The 16,831-nt window shown below is 69.2% G+C and carries 15 protein-coding genes and 1 riboswitch; of the genes, 4 read left to right on the top strand and 11 right to left on the bottom strand.

Features of this window, described 5'->3' with window-relative positions; translation table 11 throughout:
- Position 1 precedes the first annotated feature (1 nt).
- The gene (dnaK, locus tag ABD264_RS06555; RefSeq protein WP_144940994.1) at positions 2–1,873 is read right to left on the bottom strand and encodes a molecular chaperone DnaK; all 1,872 of its coding nucleotides are present in this window, start codon (positions 1,871–1,873) and stop codon (positions 2–4) included.
- A gap of 335 nt (positions 1,874–2,208) precedes the next feature.
- Between dnaK and ABD264_RS06550 the strand changes: the two genes are divergently transcribed.
- The 4 genes from ABD264_RS06550 to ABD264_RS06535 all read left to right on the top strand — a co-directional run bounded on the left by ABD264_RS06550 (position 2,209) and on the right by ABD264_RS06535 (position 6,459).
- Complete coding sequence (locus ABD264_RS06550; protein WP_344205051.1) at positions 2,209–4,194, top strand: BCCT family transporter; 1,986 nt, start codon at positions 2,209–2,211, stop codon at positions 4,192–4,194.
- A gap of 233 nt (positions 4,195–4,427) precedes the next feature.
- Positions 4,428–4,919, top strand: coding sequence for a low molecular weight protein-tyrosine-phosphatase (locus tag ABD264_RS06545; RefSeq protein ID WP_094395141.1), 492 nt, complete (start codon positions 4,428–4,430; stop codon positions 4,917–4,919).
- Positions 4,916–5,548 carry a uridine kinase family protein gene (locus tag ABD264_RS06540; RefSeq protein WP_144941000.1) on the top strand — a complete coding sequence of 211 codons (633 nt, stop codon included), beginning with the start codon at positions 4,916–4,918 and terminating at the stop codon, positions 5,546–5,548. The genes ABD264_RS06545 and ABD264_RS06540 overlap by 4 nt, the downstream gene beginning before the upstream one ends.
- A complete protein-coding gene (locus tag ABD264_RS06535) occupies positions 5,545–6,459 on the top strand; it encodes an aminotransferase class IV (RefSeq protein ID WP_344205048.1) in 915 nt (304 codons plus the stop codon). The genes ABD264_RS06540 and ABD264_RS06535 overlap by 4 nt, the downstream gene beginning before the upstream one ends.
- A gap of 27 nt (positions 6,460–6,486) precedes the next feature.
- Here the strand turns inward: ABD264_RS06535 and ABD264_RS06530 are convergent, their stop codons facing one another.
- The 10 genes from ABD264_RS06530 to ABD264_RS06485 form a co-directional block, all read right to left on the bottom strand.
- Complete coding sequence (locus tag ABD264_RS06530) at positions 6,487–7,290, bottom strand: energy-coupling factor transporter transmembrane component T family protein (RefSeq protein ID WP_144941005.1); 804 nt, start codon at positions 7,288–7,290, stop codon at positions 6,487–6,489.
- Complete coding sequence (locus ABD264_RS06525) at positions 7,287–8,996, bottom strand: ABC transporter ATP-binding protein (protein WP_344205045.1); 1,710 nt, start codon at positions 8,994–8,996, stop codon at positions 7,287–7,289. The genes ABD264_RS06530 and ABD264_RS06525 overlap by 4 nt, the downstream gene beginning before the upstream one ends.
- Complete coding sequence (locus tag ABD264_RS06520; RefSeq protein WP_290500101.1) at positions 8,993–9,619, bottom strand: ECF transporter S component; 627 nt, start codon at positions 9,617–9,619, stop codon at positions 8,993–8,995. The genes ABD264_RS06525 and ABD264_RS06520 overlap by 4 nt, the downstream gene beginning before the upstream one ends.
- Before the next feature lie 57 nt (positions 9,620–9,676).
- Positions 9,677–9,783, bottom strand: a riboswitch (TPP riboswitch).
- 96 nt (positions 9,784–9,879) lie between these two features.
- Entirely contained in the window at positions 9,880–10,152 is a 273-nt protein-coding gene (locus ABD264_RS06515) for a DUF4235 domain-containing protein (protein ID WP_144941014.1), read from the bottom strand.
- Positions 10,153–10,282: 130 nt separating this feature from the next.
- Positions 10,283–10,648, bottom strand: coding sequence for a monovalent cation/H(+) antiporter subunit G (gene mnhG, locus ABD264_RS06510; RefSeq protein WP_145010124.1), 366 nt, complete (start codon positions 10,646–10,648; stop codon positions 10,283–10,285).
- Complete coding sequence (locus ABD264_RS06505; protein ID WP_145010127.1) at positions 10,645–10,914, bottom strand: MrpF/PhaF family protein; 270 nt, start codon at positions 10,912–10,914, stop codon at positions 10,645–10,647. Before ABD264_RS06505 ends, mnhG begins: the two co-directional genes overlap by 4 nt.
- Positions 10,911–11,558 (bottom strand): Na+/H+ antiporter subunit E, encoded by a 648-nt coding sequence (locus tag ABD264_RS06500; protein ID WP_344205043.1) that lies wholly within the window; start codon positions 11,556–11,558, stop codon positions 10,911–10,913. The genes ABD264_RS06505 and ABD264_RS06500 overlap by 4 nt, the downstream gene beginning before the upstream one ends.
- Positions 11,555–13,192, bottom strand: coding sequence for a Na+/H+ antiporter subunit D (locus tag ABD264_RS06495; protein ID WP_344205041.1), 1,638 nt, complete (start codon positions 13,190–13,192; stop codon positions 11,555–11,557). Before ABD264_RS06495 ends, ABD264_RS06500 begins: the two co-directional genes overlap by 4 nt.
- Positions 13,182–13,712, bottom strand: coding sequence for a Na(+)/H(+) antiporter subunit C (locus ABD264_RS06490; protein ID WP_126875084.1), 531 nt, complete (start codon positions 13,710–13,712; stop codon positions 13,182–13,184). The genes ABD264_RS06495 and ABD264_RS06490 overlap by 11 nt, the downstream gene beginning before the upstream one ends.
- Entirely contained in the window at positions 13,709–16,810 is a 3,102-nt protein-coding gene (locus tag ABD264_RS06485) for a Na+/H+ antiporter subunit A (RefSeq protein ID WP_344205037.1), read from the bottom strand. Before ABD264_RS06485 ends, ABD264_RS06490 begins: the two co-directional genes overlap by 4 nt.
- Positions 16,811–16,831: the final 21 nt, after the last annotated feature.

The following is a 16,831-nucleotide window of genomic DNA, read 5'->3' as shown; positions in this document are numbered from 1 at the left end:
CTCACTTCTTCCCGTCGTTGTCGTCGTCCACGACCTCGGCGTCGACGATGTCGTCGTCGTCCTTGGCCTGGGCGCCCTCGGCACCGGCAGCACCCGTCTGGGCACCCTCGGCACCCTCGTTCTGGGACTGCGCGTACAGCGCCTCGCCGATCTTGGTCTGTGAGGTCTGCAGCTTCTCGAACGCGGTCTTCACAGCGTCGTCGTCATCGCCCTCGAGCGCGGCCTTGACGGCATCCACGTCCGCCTGGACCTCGGTCTTGACGTCCTCGGGGATGGCGCCCTCGTCGTCCTTGATCAGCTTCTCCACCGAGTACGCGGTCTGCTCCGCGTTGTTGCGGCGGTCCGCGGCCTCACGGCGCTGCTTGTCGGCGTCCGCGTTGGCCTCGGCGTCCTTCACCATGCGGTCGATGTCCTCCTTGGACAGCGAGGTGCCGCCCGTGATGGTCATCGACTGCTCCTTGCCCGTGCCCTTGTCCTTGGCGGACACGTGCACGATGCCGTTGGCGTCGATATCGAAGGTGACCTCGATCTGCGGCATGCCGCGCGGGGCCGGCGCGATGCCGGTCAGCTCGAACGTGCCCAGGTTCTTGTTGTCCCGGGTGAACTCGCGCTCACCCTGGAAGACCTGGATGGACACGGAGGGCTGGTTGTCCTCGGCGGTCGTGAAGGTCTCGGAGCGCTTCGTGGGGATGGCCGTGTTGCGCTCGATGAGCTTGGTCATCACGCCGCCCTTGGTCTCGATGCCCAGCGACAGCGGGGTCACGTCGATCAGCAGGACGTCCTTGCGGTCACCCTTGAGCACGCCGGCCTGGATGGCGGCACCCACGGCCACGACCTCGTCCGGGTTCACGCCCTTGTTCGGGGCCTTGCCGGCCAGCTGCGTGACCTTCTCGACCACGGCGGGCATGCGGGTGGAGCCACCCACGAGCACCACGTGGTCGATGTCCGAGACCTTGATCCCGGCCTCCGCGATGACGTCCTTGAACGGCTTCTCGGTGCGGGCCAGCAGATCCTTGGTGAGGTCCTCGAACTTGGCGCGGGACAGCTTCTCGTCCAGGTGCACCGGACCCTCGGGAGTCACGGACAGGTACTGCAGGGAGATGGTGGTGGAGGTGGCGGAGGACAGCTCCTTCTTGGCCTGCTCGGCCGCCTCCTTCAGGCGCTGCAGGGCGATCTTGTCCTTGGACAGGTCCGCACCGGTCTTGGACTTCACCTGCTCCAGCAGCCAGTCCACGATGCGCTGGTCCCAGTCGTCGCCACCGAGGCGGTTGTCACCGGCGGTGGCGCGCACCTGGATGGTGGAGAAGTCGTCCTCGTCCTTGCCGACCTCCAGCAGGGAGACGTCGAACGTGCCGCCACCGAGGTCGAAGACCAGGATGAGCTCGTCCTCCTTGCCCTTCTCCAGACCGTAGGCCAGGGCCGCGGCGGTGGGCTCGTTGACGATGCGCAGCACGTTCATGCCGGCGATCTCACCGGCCTCCTTGGTGGCCTGGCGCTCGGCGTCGTTGAAGTACGCGGGAACAGTGATCACGGCGTCCGTGACCGTGTCGCCCAGGTAGGACTCGGCATCCGCCTTGAGCTTCATGAGAATGCGGGCGGAGATCTCCTGCGGGGTGTACTTCTTGCCGTCGATCTCGGTGGTCCAGTCGGTGCCCATGTGGCGCTTCACGGAGGCCACGGTGCGGTCCACGTTCGTCACGGCCTGGCGCTTGGCCACGTCACCCACGAGGGTCTCGCCGTCCTTGGAGAACGCCACGACGGACGGGGTGGTGCGGTTGCCCTCGGCGTTCGCGATGACGACGGGCTCGCCACCCTCGAGAACCGCCACCACAGAGTTGGTGGTGCCGAGGTCGATTCCTACTGCACGGGACATTGTCGATCCTTTCGTTGATGCCATGCGGTCCGCACGAGGACCGGATCCTCGTGTCTCTCGAACCGTGAAGACTTGAGCTTTCGAGACTCAAGTTTACACCTCGTACCATCCGTGTCAACAGAGTTGAGCAGGATTCACTCAACTTTTTTCCGGCTGCTCCCCACGTGGCTGCTACTCTCCGGTTACCCTCCGCGCGGTTCCGGGTTACACTGAAGGTTTGTGCACCCAGAGCGACATCGTTTGCCCGCGGCGCAGTCCACACGTCACCGACACGGGAGTTCCACCACGCCTCCACCCGCCCCCGATCACACACCGCCACAGTCAGGAGAACTGTCTTGAGCACCCCACCCCACTCCGAGGACCGACGACCGTCGGACTCGACGCCCTCCTTCGGCTCCACGGGCACCCCCACCCGCAGCCGCCCCCGGAAGATCATCGACGAGCTCACCTACCCCCACGGCATCCACCCGGCACTGGTGCCGGGCGTCGGCGTGGAGGACCGCAAGGTCAAGTTCGGCACCGACAAGGTGGTCTTCGCCATCACCGCGGTCCTCGTGGTGGGCTTCATCGCATGGGGTGTCCTCGGCACGGACAGCCTCTCCACGGTCTCGGCCACCGCGCTCGCGTGGGTCACGGACAACACCGGCTGGTTCTTCATCCTGCTCTCCACGGCGGCCGTGGTCTTCATGATCTTCATCGGCTTCACCCCCACCGGAAGAATCAAGCTGGGCCGTGACGACGAGGAGCCCGAGTACTCCTTCTTCTCCTGGCTCGCGATGCTCTTCGCTGCGGGCATGGGCATCGGCCTGGTCTTCTACGGCGCGTTCGAGCCGATGACCTACTACGAGGGCGGGATCCCCGGCTTCGCGCACGCGGCCGAGGCCGGCAGCGACTCCATGATCGTCTACGCCCTCGTGCAGTCCGCCTTCCACTGGGCCCTGAACCCGTGGGCCATCTACGCCGTCGTCGGCGTCTCCGTGGCCTACGGCGCCTACCGCCGCGGCCGTGCGCCGCTGATCTCGCGTGTGTTCACGGCGCTGCTCGGCCACAAGCGCGTGGACGGCACCCTGGGCAAGCTGATCGACGTCTTCGCGATCTTCGCAACCCTCTTCGGCACCGCCGCGTCCCTGGGCGTGGGAGCCATGCAGATCGGCTCCGGCATCTCGATCGTGGGCGGCATCGACAAGCTCAGCAACAACGCGCTGATCGTGATCATCGTGCTGCTCTCCGTGGGCTTCATCATCTCCGCCGTGTCGGGCGTCTCGCGCGGCATCCGCTACCTGTCGAACATCAACCTCTCACTCGCCTTCGTGCTGGCGCTGTTCGTGTTCCTCGTGGGGCCCACCGTCTTCCTGCTGACGCTGATCCCCTCCACGTTCTCCACATACGTGTCCGAGTACCTCTTCATGACCGGTCAGTCGGCCGCGTGGGGCCCGCAGAGCGCCGAGTTCTCCAACACGTGGACCGTGTACTACTGGGCCTGGTGGCTCTCGTGGTCCCCGTTCGTGGGCATGTTCATCGCCAAGATCTCCCGTGGCCGCACCATCCGCCAGTTCGTGACCGTCGTGCTCGTGGTCCCGGCCTCGGTGAGCATCCTGTGGTTCATCGTCTTCGGCGGCTCCGCCATGTTCTTCGCGAAGAACGGGGCGGACCTTTCCGTGGAAAACGGCGCCGAGTCCATGCTCTTCGGACTCTTCGACCAGCTCCCGCTCACGGCCGTCACCTCGGTGCTGGCCATGGTCGTCATCGGCATCTTCTTCGTGACGAGTGCGGACTCCGCCTCCGTGGTCATGGGCACCATGACCCAGCGCGGACGCCCGGACCCCAGCAAGTGGATCGTCATCTTCTGGGGCGCGTGCCTCGCCGGCATCGCGATCGTCATGCTCCTGGTGGCGGGCAACGACGCCCTGGCTGGCATGCAGCGCCTGGTGATCGTCTCGGCGCTGCCGTTCGCGGTGGTCGTGGCCATGATGATGGTCGCCCTGTACCGGGACCTGCGCTACGACCCGGCCACGCTGCGCACCAAGTTCGCGTACTCGGCCGTCCAGAAGGCCGTGGCCTCCGGGCTCGCCGAGCACGGTGACAACTTCGCCCTGCAGGTGGAGCGCGCCGAGGGCCATCGCGCCGCCGGCGACGCGTTCGACTCGCACGATCCGGCGATCACCGAGTGGTACCGCCAGACGGACGAGAACGGTGACGAGACGGACTTCCAGTACAAGTCCGAGTGGGTCACCTCCGCCGTGGACGACATCGCCAAGGACACCCCGGAGGGCGAGGCCCCCTGGGACCAGACGACCCCCAAGCACCTCGACGAGAAGTGACTCCGGCGCTCCCCTGCGGAGCCGCCACCCGGTAGTGATGCGAACGGGGTGCACGTCCACGGACGTGCACCCCGTTCCGTGTGTGTTCCCGGCTCCGCAGCGCCGTCGCCGCCCAGCCCGGAGCACCGTCGTCACCCCGGCCGAACCCCGCGGATTTCGCCGCTGGCGTGGCGGCGGGGTGCACGGACCCCAGGGCCGCTCACCCGGCGCGGATTTTTCGTACAGTGGAGACCATGTTCAACATCGTCACGGTGTGCACCGGCAACATCTGCCGCTCCCCCATGGCCGAGGCGCTCCTGCGCGCCGAGCTCGACCGCGCAGGGCTCTGCGGGCGAGTGGCGGTCGGCTCCGCCGGGGTGAGCGACGAGGAGCACGGCAATCCCGTGGACCCGCGCGCCCGGGCCGTGATCGCGCACCACCACCTCGACCTCCCCGACCACTGCGCGCACAGAATCACCGACGCCGAGCTCGCGGACGCAGACATGCTGCTCGCCATGACGAACTCCCAACGCGAACAGTTGCGGCGCCGCCTGCCCCCGGACCGCGCCGACACCGTGCGTCTGATGCGCAGCTTCGACCCGCAGGCCGAGGCCTCCGGCACGGACCTCGACATCGCGGACCCGTGGTACGGAGGTTCGGAGGACTTCGACACAGCCTGGGAGCAGATCGCGGCGGCCACCCCCGGCGTCGTGACCTGGGTGCGCGAACGGGTCGAGGCCCCGTGATCGCACCGGACGAAGGATTCCACGACGATGAGATCGCCCAGTTCCCGGACGGCGTCAACCTCGCGCGGCTGCTGCCGCCAGCCACGCGCCGCCCGTTCGTTGTGGGCATCGATGGCCGCTCCGGCGCGGGCAAGACCACCCTCACGGATCAGCTTGTGGCGGTGCTGCGGCGCTCGTACGACGTCGTGACCTTCCGCCTGGAGGACCTGTACCCGGGCTGGAACGGACTGGCCGAGGGCATGAGCGAGTACCGCACACGCATCCTCGAACCGCTGCGGCGCGGCGAGGACGCGCACTGGACCGCCTGGGACTGGCTGACCAGCGAACCGGGCACGCCCCGGCTCACGCGCGCCGCCGAGATCGTCCTGGTGGAGGGCGTGGGAGCCTGCCACCGCGAGGCCCGGGCGCTGCTCGACACGTCCGTGTGGGTGGAGCTGCCCACGTGGCAGCGCAAGCAGCGGGCCCTCGCCCGCGACGGTGCCACGTACGAGAACTACTGGGACGTGTGGGCCGAGCAGGAGGAGCACTACCTCGCGGAGGACCCCGTGTGGGAGGCCGCGGACATCATCCACCCTGGCCCCGCGCCCCAGCTTCCCGCACCGACCGCCGAGGAGCGGGGCGGCTCGTGAGCTCCGGACCGGGCGCCGCGGTGCTGCTGTCCCCCGTGACGGGTCCGCCCCGCCCGGTTGATCCGCGCGAGCCCATGGTGCGCCTGGAGGACCAGGCGCTCACCCGCGGTGACGGGATCTTCGAGACGCTGCACGTGCTGGACGGCACCGCCTACAAGTTCGACGCGCACCAAGCCCGGCTCGCCGCCTCCGCCCGCACCGCGGACCTTCCCGCGCCCCCGCAGGACGTCTGCCGCGCGGCCCTGGCCATGGGGCTCGACGCCGCCGGGCCGGGTTCCCACGACCCGTCCCGTGATCTCGGAGCCGAGCACTCGGTCAAGCTGAGCGTGAGCCGGGGCGTGCCGGGTGGTGAGCCGTGGGCGTGGCTCACCGTGTCGCCGGTGCCCCCGCAGACCTTCGAGGCCCGCCAGGACGGCGTGTCCGTGCTGCTGCTGGAACGCGGCCACGACCCGGCCGAGGACTCCGGGATGCCCTGGCTGCTTCCCGGTGTGAAGACGCTTTCCTACGCGGTCAACATGGCCGCCGTCCGCCACGCCCGGGCGAACGGCGCGCAGGACGTCGTGTTCACCACGTCCACGGACCGCAGGATCCTTGAGGGGGCAACGTCGTCGGTGGTGTGCGCCCGCACCTCGCCCGGGCAACCACCCACCCTGGTGACGCCCGAACCGTCACGCGGCATCCTGCCGGGGACGTCACAGGCCAGGATCTTCGACGCCGCGCGCCGTCACGGCTGGGGCGTGGACTACGGGCCCCTGCATCCCCGGGACCTCCTGGAGGCGGACGCCGTGTGGCTCACGTCCTCGGTGCGACTCGCGGTGCCCGTGACCAGGGTGGACGGCCACCCCGTCCGCTCGGACCCCGCCCTGACCCGCACCCTGACCGACTTCCTGCTGGGGCGCGCAGACGGCTGATGCAGGCGGGCGAGGGCCGATCCGTGATCACTGCCAGATGTAGCGGTGCGTCCCCATTCCCATCGACAGGACAAGAGCACCGACTGCCGTCACGACGACCGCCACCCCCACGAGCACGTCCACCCGGCTGTAGTGCAGGGGACGGGCCCAGGTGCGCGGTCCCGCCCCGAACCCTCGCGCCTCCATGGTCATGGCCAGCCGGGTCGCGCGGCGCAGGGACTGGACGAGCAGGGTGAACGCCTGACCGCCGAATTCTCCGGCCGCACCCCACGGCGTGTGGGATCCTCCGGCCCCGCGGGCGCGGCGAGCAGCCGTCAGGACGCTCCACTCGGTGATCATGACCTCCACGAGACGCATCGCAGCCAGGGCAGCCAGGACGAAGCGTGCGGGCAGCTTGAGCGTCTGGGCGAGACCGTCCGCGAGGTCCGTGGGGTCGGTGGTCAGCAGCACCGTGATCCCAGGCAGGGCGATGGCCAGCCCGCGCAGCGCGATTGCCCCGCCAGCCGCGAGAGATCCGGTGGTCACGGTGATCCATCCGAGCTGCAGCAGAACGGGGCCACCGGCGTCGGAGAGCATCGCCGTTCCCCAGCCACTGATCAGGGCTGCCACGAGGATCGGCCACAGCCGCGTGAGCAGCCGCAGCGGTCGCATGCCCACCCCCGCGAGCAGGAGCAACTGACCCCCCAGGGCCACCGCGTTCGTCACGGGATCGGCGCTGAGCACGATCACCACGGTGATCAGCAGCGCACCGAGCAGCTTCACCACGGGATTCGCCCGGGCCAGCAGCCCGCTCCGGGGGCCGAAGATGCCCGGTGTTGCCGTGGTGCTCATGAGCCCAGCCCCACTTCCTCCGCGTCGAGCGCGGTCATGAGGTCCCGGTCGTGCGTCACTGCCACCACGGCCGTACCCCTGTCCATCTCTTCCACCAGGAGATCCACGAGTTCCTTCCAGGTGCGGGCGTCCTGGCCGAACGTGGGCTCGTCGAGGATCACCACTGCGGGTGCCGCTGCGAGCACCGTGGCTACGGAGAGCCGACGCTTCTGGCCCCCGGAGAGCGTGAAGGGGTTGGCCCCGGCCAGGTCCTCCAGGCGCAGCCGCCGCAGCAGGTCCGCGACCCGGGCGTCGTCGGCCGTCACGTCCCGCCGCGGCTTTGAGCGCTCCGAGTGGCGGCGCAGCTGCTCCGGACCGAATTCGAGCTCCTCCCGCACCGTTGAGCGCAGGAACTGGTGCTCGGGGTGCTGGAACACGGTGCCCACCCTCGAGATCAGCTCGCTGCCGTCCCACAGGCCAGGATCCGGTGGCGCGTCATCTGCCAGGACGGCGGAGGCTCGCACCGTGCCGCGCACGGGCACCAGGAGACCGGCCAGTGTGAGGGCGAGCGTCGACTTCCCGGCCCCGTTGGGTCCGGTGACGGCCAGGGCGCGGCCCGCGCGGACGTCCAGCGTGATGTGCTCGGCCGCGGGCGGGAAGTCCACCACTCTGCGTGCCGGCGCCTCGCGAGTTTCGCCACGCCGCCACGACCTGCGGGCCCGACGCCGCTCGCGCGCCACCACTCGACGCGACGGCTGGATGCGGGAGACTCCCAGCTCCCGGGCGCTGAGGAGGACCGCACCGTCCCGGGGCGCAGGGCTCCCCGCGGCGTGCGGGGGACGGTCTCGACCGGAGCGCGCGGTGCCCGCACCGCGTGGGCACTCGTCCCCGCCGTCGGGACCCTCGGCCGCCGCGTCGACCTCGACAGCTCTGCGGTGGGCGGGCGGACGCGTCGTCGGAACCCAGTCCGGAACCCACGTGCCCTGCGCCTGCAGCAGCTTCCGGGCATCGTGGAGCGTCTCCCGAGTGGGGCCGTCGAAGGCCACCGAGCCGTTGTCGTCGAGCACGATCACCCGGTGCACCACCGGTTCCCACAGTGCAACACGGTGCTCCACGACCACCAGGGTAGTGCCGTCCTGCCGGACGGCCCGGGACACGGCCCGGCAGAGTTCCACCGCTCCCTCGTGGTCCACGCTGGCCGTCGGCTCGTCGAGCAGCAGCAGGCGGGGCCGCATGGCCATGACACCCGCGAGCGCCAGGCGCTGCTTCTGACCACCGGACAGCGCCGTGGTGGAGTGCTCCAGGGGGAGGTGGAGACCGACCCTGTCCAGCGCCTCGTGGACGCGCGGCCAGATCTGCTCACGGGGAACGGCCAGGTTCTCGAGACCGAACGCGACGTCGTCCCCGATCCGCGAGAGAACCACCTGCGTCTCCGGATCCTGGTGCATGAAGCCCACGGCCCCCCGCGCGTCGCGCGGGTCGGCGCCGTCGACCGTCAGTTCACCCGATCGGGACTGCCCGTCCGGATCCTGCTCCACACCCGCCAGGGCCTGCAGCAGGGTGGACTTGCCGGCACCGGAAGGACCCAGGAGCAGAACGCGCTCCCCTGCACCGATCTGCGCATCCACCCCCGCGAGGCTCGGGTTCTGGCGCCCGGGGTAGTGCCAGCCGAAGTTCTCGAGACAGACCGACGCGCCCACCGGGATGGTGGCCGACGCGGCTGTCATCGCCGGCGCGCGGCGCCGGATGCGAGGGCGCTGAGGACGCCCGTGGCCTGCAGCGCACGCACCACGAGCCACATCAGGGCGCCGGCGATCACGGCGCCGGAGAGCGTGGTGAACACGGCGTAGACAAGTTTCTGGTCCGTGGCCCACTCGTAGTTGTACAAGATGTTCTCGCTCACGGCGAGGAAGAGCCCGGAGACCGCGCCGCCCGCTGTGGCCGTGAGGAGCCCGAAGCTGCGGTAGCGGGTCAGCAGGAAGACGATCTCCACCCCCAGGCCCTGGATCACCCCGGAGAGGACCACGAGCCATCCCGCGTGGGTGCCCAGGAACATCTCCAGCACGGCCGCGAGCAGCTCACAGAAGATCGCGGCACCCGGCTTGCGGATGATCAGTGCACCGAGCGTGCCGGCCACGAGCCAGCCGCCCACGATGAGCCCGCCCGCGGGCGGATACGCCACGGACCCCGCAGAGACGGCCGGGGCGAGCAGGTTGGACCACAGCCAGAAGACCACGGCGCACACCGCCGCGAGAACGGAGGCGACCACGATGTCCACCACCCGCCACGAGTGCCGCCGGGAATTGCGTCCCTGGGGCGTTCGCGTGGATCTGGTGCCGACCTGTGTCATGTGAATCCTCCTGAAGATTCCAGGAGGGGAAGGCTCGCGTCCACGGGTGCGGACGGGTCCCTGAGATGCTCGACTCCCTAGCGCCGGTATGAACCGGATCAGGTTCGAGGGTCTGCGCTCACACGCACTCTCAGCGCCGCGGTGGCGCTCCCCTGTCGTTGAGTCGCCAGTCTAGACCACGGCACGCACGAGGGCCGGGTGCGTCGCGCACCCGGCCCTCGTGTGCAGGACCTCCCGGGCGCTCGGCCCGGTGGGGTACCTCAGATCTCGGACTGCGAGGTCTTGCCAGAGTCCTTCTTCTCGGACTCCATCTTGGACATCTGGCGGGCGATTCCCACCTTAATGACGGTGCCCACCACGCCGGTGATCATGGCCCACAGGATGATGTCCCGCCAGGCCTCGTCCTCATCCGGGTTCTTGGCGGGGGGTTCGTTGCCGGTGACCTGCTTCCACACCGCGGACAGGCCCTTGTTCGCGAGTGCCACGCCGCCCAGGGACGCCACGGTGCCGAGGATGTCCATCGCCTTGTTCATGAGGTGCTCCTTCTCGTCGCGAGTGCCGCCGGCGCTCGGGGGCCGACGGCGTGCTGCTTCCTCCCTCAGCATACGAAACTCGGCGCGTGGCTGGGCGGTGCGGGGCGCGGTTCACCCGGAAATTATGTCCTCAGCGTGATTCCTCGTGCCCGGCGCGGGCTACAACGTCCCGCAGCTCGTCCTGCATGAGGTTCTCCTCGTGCAGGTGCTTGGAGCGGTATGCGGCCCGGCCCACCATGTGCGCGGAGACCGGTGCGGTGAGCAGCTGGAAGACCCACGCGAGGATCAGCAGCGGGATCATGCGCGGCTCCCCGCTCTCGATGGCCACGGCCGTGAGCATGAGGAACAGGCCGAAGACCTGCGGCTTGGTGCCCGCGTGCATGCGCGAGAGCAGGTCCGGGAAGCGCACCAGGCCGATCGCGGCGGACAAGGACATCAGGGCACCCAGCACCAGGCACAGCAGGGCGATCACGTCCAGGACGGTGTGCCAGCTCATGAACGCTCCAGCCCCACGTTGCGCGCCACCGTGACGGAGCCCAGGAAGCCCACCAGGGAGACGATCACGAGCAGGATGATGTTGTTGGTGTGGTGGTTGTAGACCATGTCCACGGCCAGGCACGCCCCCACGATGGCAAGCAGCACGTCCGAGGCGATCACGCGGTCCAGCAGGGAGGGCCCCTTCGCCAGTCGGTAGATGGTCCCGGCGGCGGCCAGGGCGAGGATCGCCCCGCACAGCCACACGGCGACGTCGAGCATTGTCATGAGCGCTCCTCCCCGTGGCCGGTGTCGGCCTCGTCCATCTCGTGCGTGGGCGACTCGAGCGCCCCGGTGGCCTCCGTGTCGTCGGAATCCCCGACCACGGTCAGCAGCTTCAGGTCCTCCCGGGTGCCCATGATGCGGATCCAGGCGGCCTCGATGTCCAGTGCGGAGCGCCGGAACGCCTCCGCCTGCTCGGGCGTGGAGATGTCCAGCACGTGGAAGTAGAGGATCCCGTTGCCGCGGTCCACCTCCACCACCAGGGACCCGGGGATCAACGCCATCGTGTGGCCCACGGCCGTCATGAGCAGGTCGTTGTTCTGGCGCAGGGGCACCCCCAGCACGGCGTTGCACACCCTCGGGCCCTGCGTGACCGCAAGCCAGGAGACGTGGAAGCTGGCCTTGGCCACCTGCCAGATAAACGTGGGCACGAACAGCGCGAAGTGCACCACGTTGAAGCGCCCGGACAGGCGCACGGGCGGCAGGGTCAGCAGGCGGGTGACGAGCAGCGCGAGCAACAGCCCGAAAACCAGGTTCCCGATGCTCCAGTCACCCCACAGCGCACCCCACACCACCACGAGCCACAGGATCAGCGGCAGCTCGGCGCGCAGGGAGTTGCGCGAACGGCGTCGCACGGCGGACGTGCTCATCGGCTCTCCTCACTTGCGCCGCTGTGACCCTCGGGGTGCAGGACGGCATTGACGTAGCGGTCCGGGTGCACCAGGTTCTCCGCGGAGTTGTCCGCGAGGTCGAACAGCGGCCCCGCGAAGACGGTGAGAGCCACGCCTACCACCACCAGGGCCGAGGTGGCACCCACCATGGTCCGCGGCAGCAGCACCACCGGCGACCGCCCCGAGAACCGGCTGCCGGGCTTCCTCACGACCGCGCGCGAGGTGCGGGGACGCCTGCCCTGCGGCGTCGTGGCGCGCAGTACGGGGTCCGGGTACTCGGCGTCGTCGACGCTGCGCAGGAACACGCGGTTCCACACCCGGATCAGGGCCATCAGCGTGAGCAGCGAGACGAACACGGACACGCCCACCAGCAGGTAGCTCAACCACGTTCCGGTGCTCACGCCGGCCTCGATCAGCCCCACCTTGCCCAGGAAGCCGGAGAACGGCGGAATGCCGCCCAGGTTCAGCGCCGGGATCATGTAGAGCACACCCAGCAGCGGGGAGATCTTGAGCATCCCGGCCAGGCGGTCCACGTTGGTGGACCCACCGCGGCGCTCGATGAGCCCCGCGACCAGGAACAGGCTGGTCTGGATCACGATGTGGTGCGCGATGTAGTAGACGACGGCGACCAGCGCGGCCTGGGTGCCCATGGCGATGCCGAAGATCATGTACCCGATGTGGGAGATCAGGGTGAACGAGAGCATGCGCTTGATGTCGATCTGCGCGAGCGCACCCAGGATGCCCACCAGCATGGTGAGCAGTGCCACCCACATCAGCAGGCCGTTGATCTGCGTCCCCGGGAACAGCAGCGTCTCCGTGCGGATGATCGAGTACACGCCCACCTTGGTCAGCAGCCCGGCGAACACGGCGGTCACCGGCGCGGACGCCGTGGGGTAGGAGTCGGGCAGCCAGAACGAGAGCGGGAAGATGGCCGCCTTGACCCCGAACGCGACCAGCAGCATGAGGTGCAGCTGCATCTGCATACCCACCGGCAGGTCCGAGAGCTTGCCCGAGAGGTCCGCCATGTTCACGGTGCCCGTGGCGCCGTAGATCATGCCCAGGGAGATCAGGAACAGGATCGAGGAGATCACGGAGACGACGACGTACGTGACGCCCGCGCGGATGCGCTGCGCGGTGCCCCCCATGGTCAGCAGCACGTAGGACGCGGTCAGCAGGATCTCGAAGCCCACGTACAGATTGAAAAGGTCCCCCGCGAGGAACGCGTTGGACACGCCCGCCACCAGGATCAGGTAGGTGGGGTAGAAGATCGAGATGGGGCCCTCGTCGTCGCCGTTGGCCACGCCCTCGCTCACCGCGTAGACGAGCACCGCGAGGGAGACGACCACCGAGACCACGAGCATCAGCGCGGAGAGCTGGTCCACCACCATCACGATGCCGAACGGTGCCGCCCAGTCCCCCAGGTGCACCACTTGCGGACCCCTGTTCCACACGTTCGCGAGGATGACCGCGTTGAGCACCAGCGTCAGCGACATGGAGCCGATGGTCACGGCGCGCTGCAGGCCGTTGCGGTGGACGATCAGGAAGTTCAGGGCCGCCCCTAGGAAGGGGATCAGGACCGCGAGAGGGGCGAGCTGCGCCGGATCAGTACTCATGCGTGTCCCGCTCCTTTCCGTCCGTGAGCTTCTCGGCCCTGTGGTGACCCGGTGATTCCGCCGCCTCTTCCTCGTTGTGCCGTGCCGGGGCGAACCGCGCGTCCGCGTGGTTGAACTCGGAGGTGTCCTGCGGCATGGCGTCGTCGTCCTCGGCGTCGTAGGAGGACTGCGTGGCCACGCGACGGTCCTCGAGGTCGTCCTGGATCTCGTCCCGGCGGGCCAGGATCCACGAGCGCCAGATCATGCTCAGGATGAAGGCCGTGGTGGCCAGGGAGATCACGATGGACGTCAGGACCATCGCCTGCGGCAGCGGGTCCGAGTACTCGGCCGGGTCCAGCGAGGAGTCGTAGAGCGGGGCCACTCCCCGCTCGCCGCTCGTGTGCAGGATCAGCAGGTTCGCGCCGTTGGTCAGCAGCATCAGGCCCAGCAGCACACGGGTGAGCGAGCGCTCGAGCAGGAGGTAGACCCCCACGGAGAACAGCACCCCCATGACCACCAGGAGCGTGACGTTCACGGTCATCGCTGCACCTCCGAGGTCTCGTCCGCGCTGACCATCGATCCGCGGGGGGCGTCCGGGTCGTCCACGCGCGTGGTCGAGACGCCCGGGCCGTTGCGGGTCAGCCGGATCCTGGACCCGCCGCCCGCGGGCTTCTTCTCCGACTCCATGGCCGTGCGCTCGATCCTCTCGTCGATGCGCCCGCCCAGGGAGCGCAGGATGTCCAGGACCAGACCCACCACGATCAGGTAGACCCCGATGTCGAAGACCAGCGCGGTGACGAACTTGACGTGCCCGAAGACCCACATGTCCCACTCGAACGTGTAGCTCTCCATCACGGCCCCGCCGAAGAACACCGGGACGATCGCGTAGAGCGAGGAGATCGCCAGACCCGCGCCGAGCATCCACCCGGCGTTGACGGGCGTGGCGCGCTCGAGCTCGTAGCGGCCGCCGGCCAGGTAGCGCAGGGTCAGCGCGAGGGATGCCATCAGCCCGCCCGCGAAGCCGCCGCCCGGCAGGTTGTGCCCGGCCACGAGCAGGTAGAGGGACACAATCATGAACGTGTGGAACAGCAGACGCGCGACCACCTCGAAGACGATGGAACGGCGTTCGGGTGCCAGGGTACGCCCGGCCAGCAGGAAGGGATCCGCGTCCGGGCGGGAGGAGAAGCGGCGGGCCACCTTGAGCTGCTGGGTGTTCGCGTGAGGTGAGTGCGCCGCGGCGTCAGCACCGCGGATGGCCTTCAGCTCCGCCGGGTCCAGCTGCTGGCGCTCGCTGCGCAGCCGGTCACCGCGGCCCTTGACGAAGATCAGGGACGCGATGCCCGTGGCGGCAACGGTCAGCACCGTGATCTCACCCATGGTGTCCCACGCCCGGATGTCCACGAGGATCACGTTGACCACGTTCGCCCCGTGCCCGAGGTCGTAGGCCATTTTCGGCAGGTCCAAAGAGGTCCGTGCGGCGCTGCGCGAGGAGATGGAGAACATCGCCAGGGCCATCATGAACACGCCGAAGACCACGGCGAACACGGCGCGGAACACGCGGTGCCCGGCCGGCCTCCGGTTCCACAGCGGTCCTGGCAGCGAACGCAGGGCCAGCACGAAGGCCACCAGGGAGATGGTCTCCACCAGCGTCTGGGTCAGGGCGAGGTCCGGTGCGCCGTGCAGGGCGAAGATCAGCGCCAGGCCGTACCCGGTGACCGAGACGAGCAGCACCGCGAGAAAGCGCTTGCGCGCCGTGAGGACGAGCAGCGCCGCCACGAGCATGGCGAGGCCCGTGACCACTTGGGCGGGGGAGTCCCCGTAGCGGAACCCGGCCAGTGGGGGCGTCTCGTACCAGAACAGTGCCACGAGGGGCACCACGATGGCGGTGACCAGGATGACGGAGAGGTAGAACATCAGGGAGCCGCGCTGTGTGCGCCCGGTCAGCCACACGGCGAGCAGGTCCAGGACGTTGATGACCTTGCGGTACACGAAGTCGCCACTGGGCACCTCCGGAAGCCTGCTCTGGAACTGGCCCACGGAGCGCCGTGCCGCGTAGAGCGCCGCGCCTGCGGCGATCACGAGCGCGGAGAGGCCCAGCGCCGGGGTGAAGCCGTGCCACAGCTCCAGGTGCACGTGCGATTGCGCGGCCCCGGGGAAGAGCTCCTGGTAGGGCGTGATCCCCGCCTCGAGCGGGGCGGGCCACAGTCCGAGCACCACAGTGACGAGGGCCAGCACTGCGGGGGCGGCCAGAAAGTCCCAGCGCACGGGGGTGAAGGCGCCGACCACCGACTGCCCGTCCGGGGAGGTCTCGAGCCCGGAGAAGCGCCCGGGCTTGCGCGCGAAGCCGCCCCACACGAAACGGGCGCTGTACGCGAACGTCAGAACGGATCCGACCACCACGCACACGAGCGCCGTGACCGCGAGCGGTTCCGGCAGCGCGTCCACGAACGCGGTGAGCACCGCCTCTTTGGTCACGAAACCCAGCAGGGGTGGAACACCCGCCATGGAGGCGGCACCGATGACCGCCACGACGAGCAGCTGGGGCGCCTTGCCCGCGACTCCCGACAGCCGCCGGATGTCGCGCGTGCCGGCCTGGTGGTCGATGATGCCCACGGTGAGGAACAGGGTGGCCTTGAACAGGCCGTGGGCCATCACCATGGCGAGCCCGGCCATGGCGGTGTCTGCGGTGCCGAAGGAGACCACCGCGGTGATGAACCCCAGCTGGCTCACTGTGCCGTAGGCCAGGATGAGCTTGAGGTCGTACTGGCGCAGTGCCACCCACCCGCCGAAGACCATGGTCCCCAGGCCCAGGGTGAGGGTGATGGGAAGCCACCACGTGGTTCCGGCGAAACCCGGCGCCAGGCGCGCCACCAGGTAGATCCCGGCCTTGACCATGGCCGCGGCGTGCAGGTACGCGGAGACCGGGGTGGGCGCCGCCATGGCGGCGGGCAGCCAGAAGTGCGTGGGGAACAGGGCGGACTTCGAGACGGCACCGGCAAGGATCAGGGCGAGGGCGACGTCGACGGTGGGCGAACCCAGCAGCCCGGGAGCCGCGGCCAGGACGCCGGCGATGCGCATGGTCCCCGCGGCGTGGGCCAGCATCAGCAGCCCCACGAGCATCGCGAGCCCGCCGGCGGTCGTGATGATCAGCGCCTGCAGCGCCGCACGGCGCGCCGCGAGCTTGGTGCGGGAGTAGGAGATCAGCAGGAAGGAGAGCACCGAGGTGATCTCCCAGAACACGAACAGCACCATGAGGTCGTCCGCGGTCACCAGGCCGAACATGGCGCCGGCAAAGGCAACGAGCTGCGCGGCGAAGGAGCCCGTGTTGCGGGCGTCGGCCTTGAAGTACCGCGCGCAGTAGGCGAGCACGAGCGCGCCCACGCCCAGCACGAGCAGGGACATCATGTACGCGAGCGCATCCATGCGGAAGGTCAGGGAGATGCCCAACTGCGGGATCCAGGGCAGCGACACGCTCCAGCCGGTGGGGTCCCCGTAGGTCCGGGAGGTCTGCGCGAGCAGCCAGAGGAAGCCAGCGAACGGAACGAGTGCCACCAGGTAGAAACCGGAGCGACCGGCGCGTCTGAGGACCGCGGGTGCCAGCAGGGCGGCGATCCCGTGGACCAGCAGCACCGCGATCATGGGACCTCACCTTTCGGGCCC

It is taken from the genome of Kocuria salsicia (assembly GCF_039532055.1).
Lineage (GTDB): Bacteria > Actinomycetota > Actinomycetes > Actinomycetales > Micrococcaceae > Kocuria > Kocuria salsicia.
Note: the sequence above shows the minus strand (reverse complement) of the source record. Positions and strands in the feature narration are given on the sequence as shown.

What these genes read in the sequence shown, in the direction of transcription:
- dnaK (WP_144940994.1), bottom strand. Translation starts at nt 1,873, where the DNA reads ATGTCCCGTGCAGTAGGAATCGACCTCGGCACCACCAACTCTGTGGTG.
- ABD264_RS06545 (WP_094395141.1), top strand. Translation starts at nt 4,428, where the DNA reads ATGTTCAACATCGTCACGGTGTGCACCGGCAACATCTGCCGCTCCCCC.
- ABD264_RS06530 (WP_144941005.1), bottom strand. Translation starts at nt 7,290, where the DNA reads ATGAGCACCACGGCAACACCGGGCATCTTCGGCCCCCGGAGCGGGCTG.
- ABD264_RS06525 (WP_344205045.1), bottom strand. Translation starts at nt 8,996, where the DNA reads ATGACAGCCGCGTCGGCCACCATCCCGGTGGGCGCGTCGGTCTGTCTC.
- ABD264_RS06520 (WP_290500101.1), bottom strand. Translation starts at nt 9,619, where the DNA reads ATGACACAGGTCGGCACCAGATCCACGCGAACGCCCCAGGGACGCAAT.
- ABD264_RS06515 (WP_144941014.1), bottom strand. Translation starts at nt 10,152, where the DNA reads ATGAACAAGGCGATGGACATCCTCGGCACCGTGGCGTCCCTGGGCGGC.
- mnhG (WP_145010124.1), bottom strand. Translation starts at nt 10,648, where the DNA reads ATGAGCTGGCACACCGTCCTGGACGTGATCGCCCTGCTGTGCCTGGTG.
- ABD264_RS06505 (WP_145010127.1), bottom strand. Translation starts at nt 10,914, where the DNA reads ATGACAATGCTCGACGTCGCCGTGTGGCTGTGCGGGGCGATCCTCGCC.
- ABD264_RS06500 (WP_344205043.1), bottom strand. Translation starts at nt 11,558, where the DNA reads ATGAGCACGTCCGCCGTGCGACGCCGTTCGCGCAACTCCCTGCGCGCC.
- ABD264_RS06495 (WP_344205041.1), bottom strand. Translation starts at nt 13,192, where the DNA reads ATGAGTACTGATCCGGCGCAGCTCGCCCCTCTCGCGGTCCTGATCCCC.
- ABD264_RS06490 (WP_126875084.1), bottom strand. Translation starts at nt 13,712, where the DNA reads ATGACCGTGAACGTCACGCTCCTGGTGGTCATGGGGGTGCTGTTCTCC.
- ABD264_RS06485 (WP_344205037.1), bottom strand. Translation starts at nt 16,810, where the DNA reads ATGATCGCGGTGCTGCTGGTCCACGGGATCGCCGCCCTGCTGGCACCC.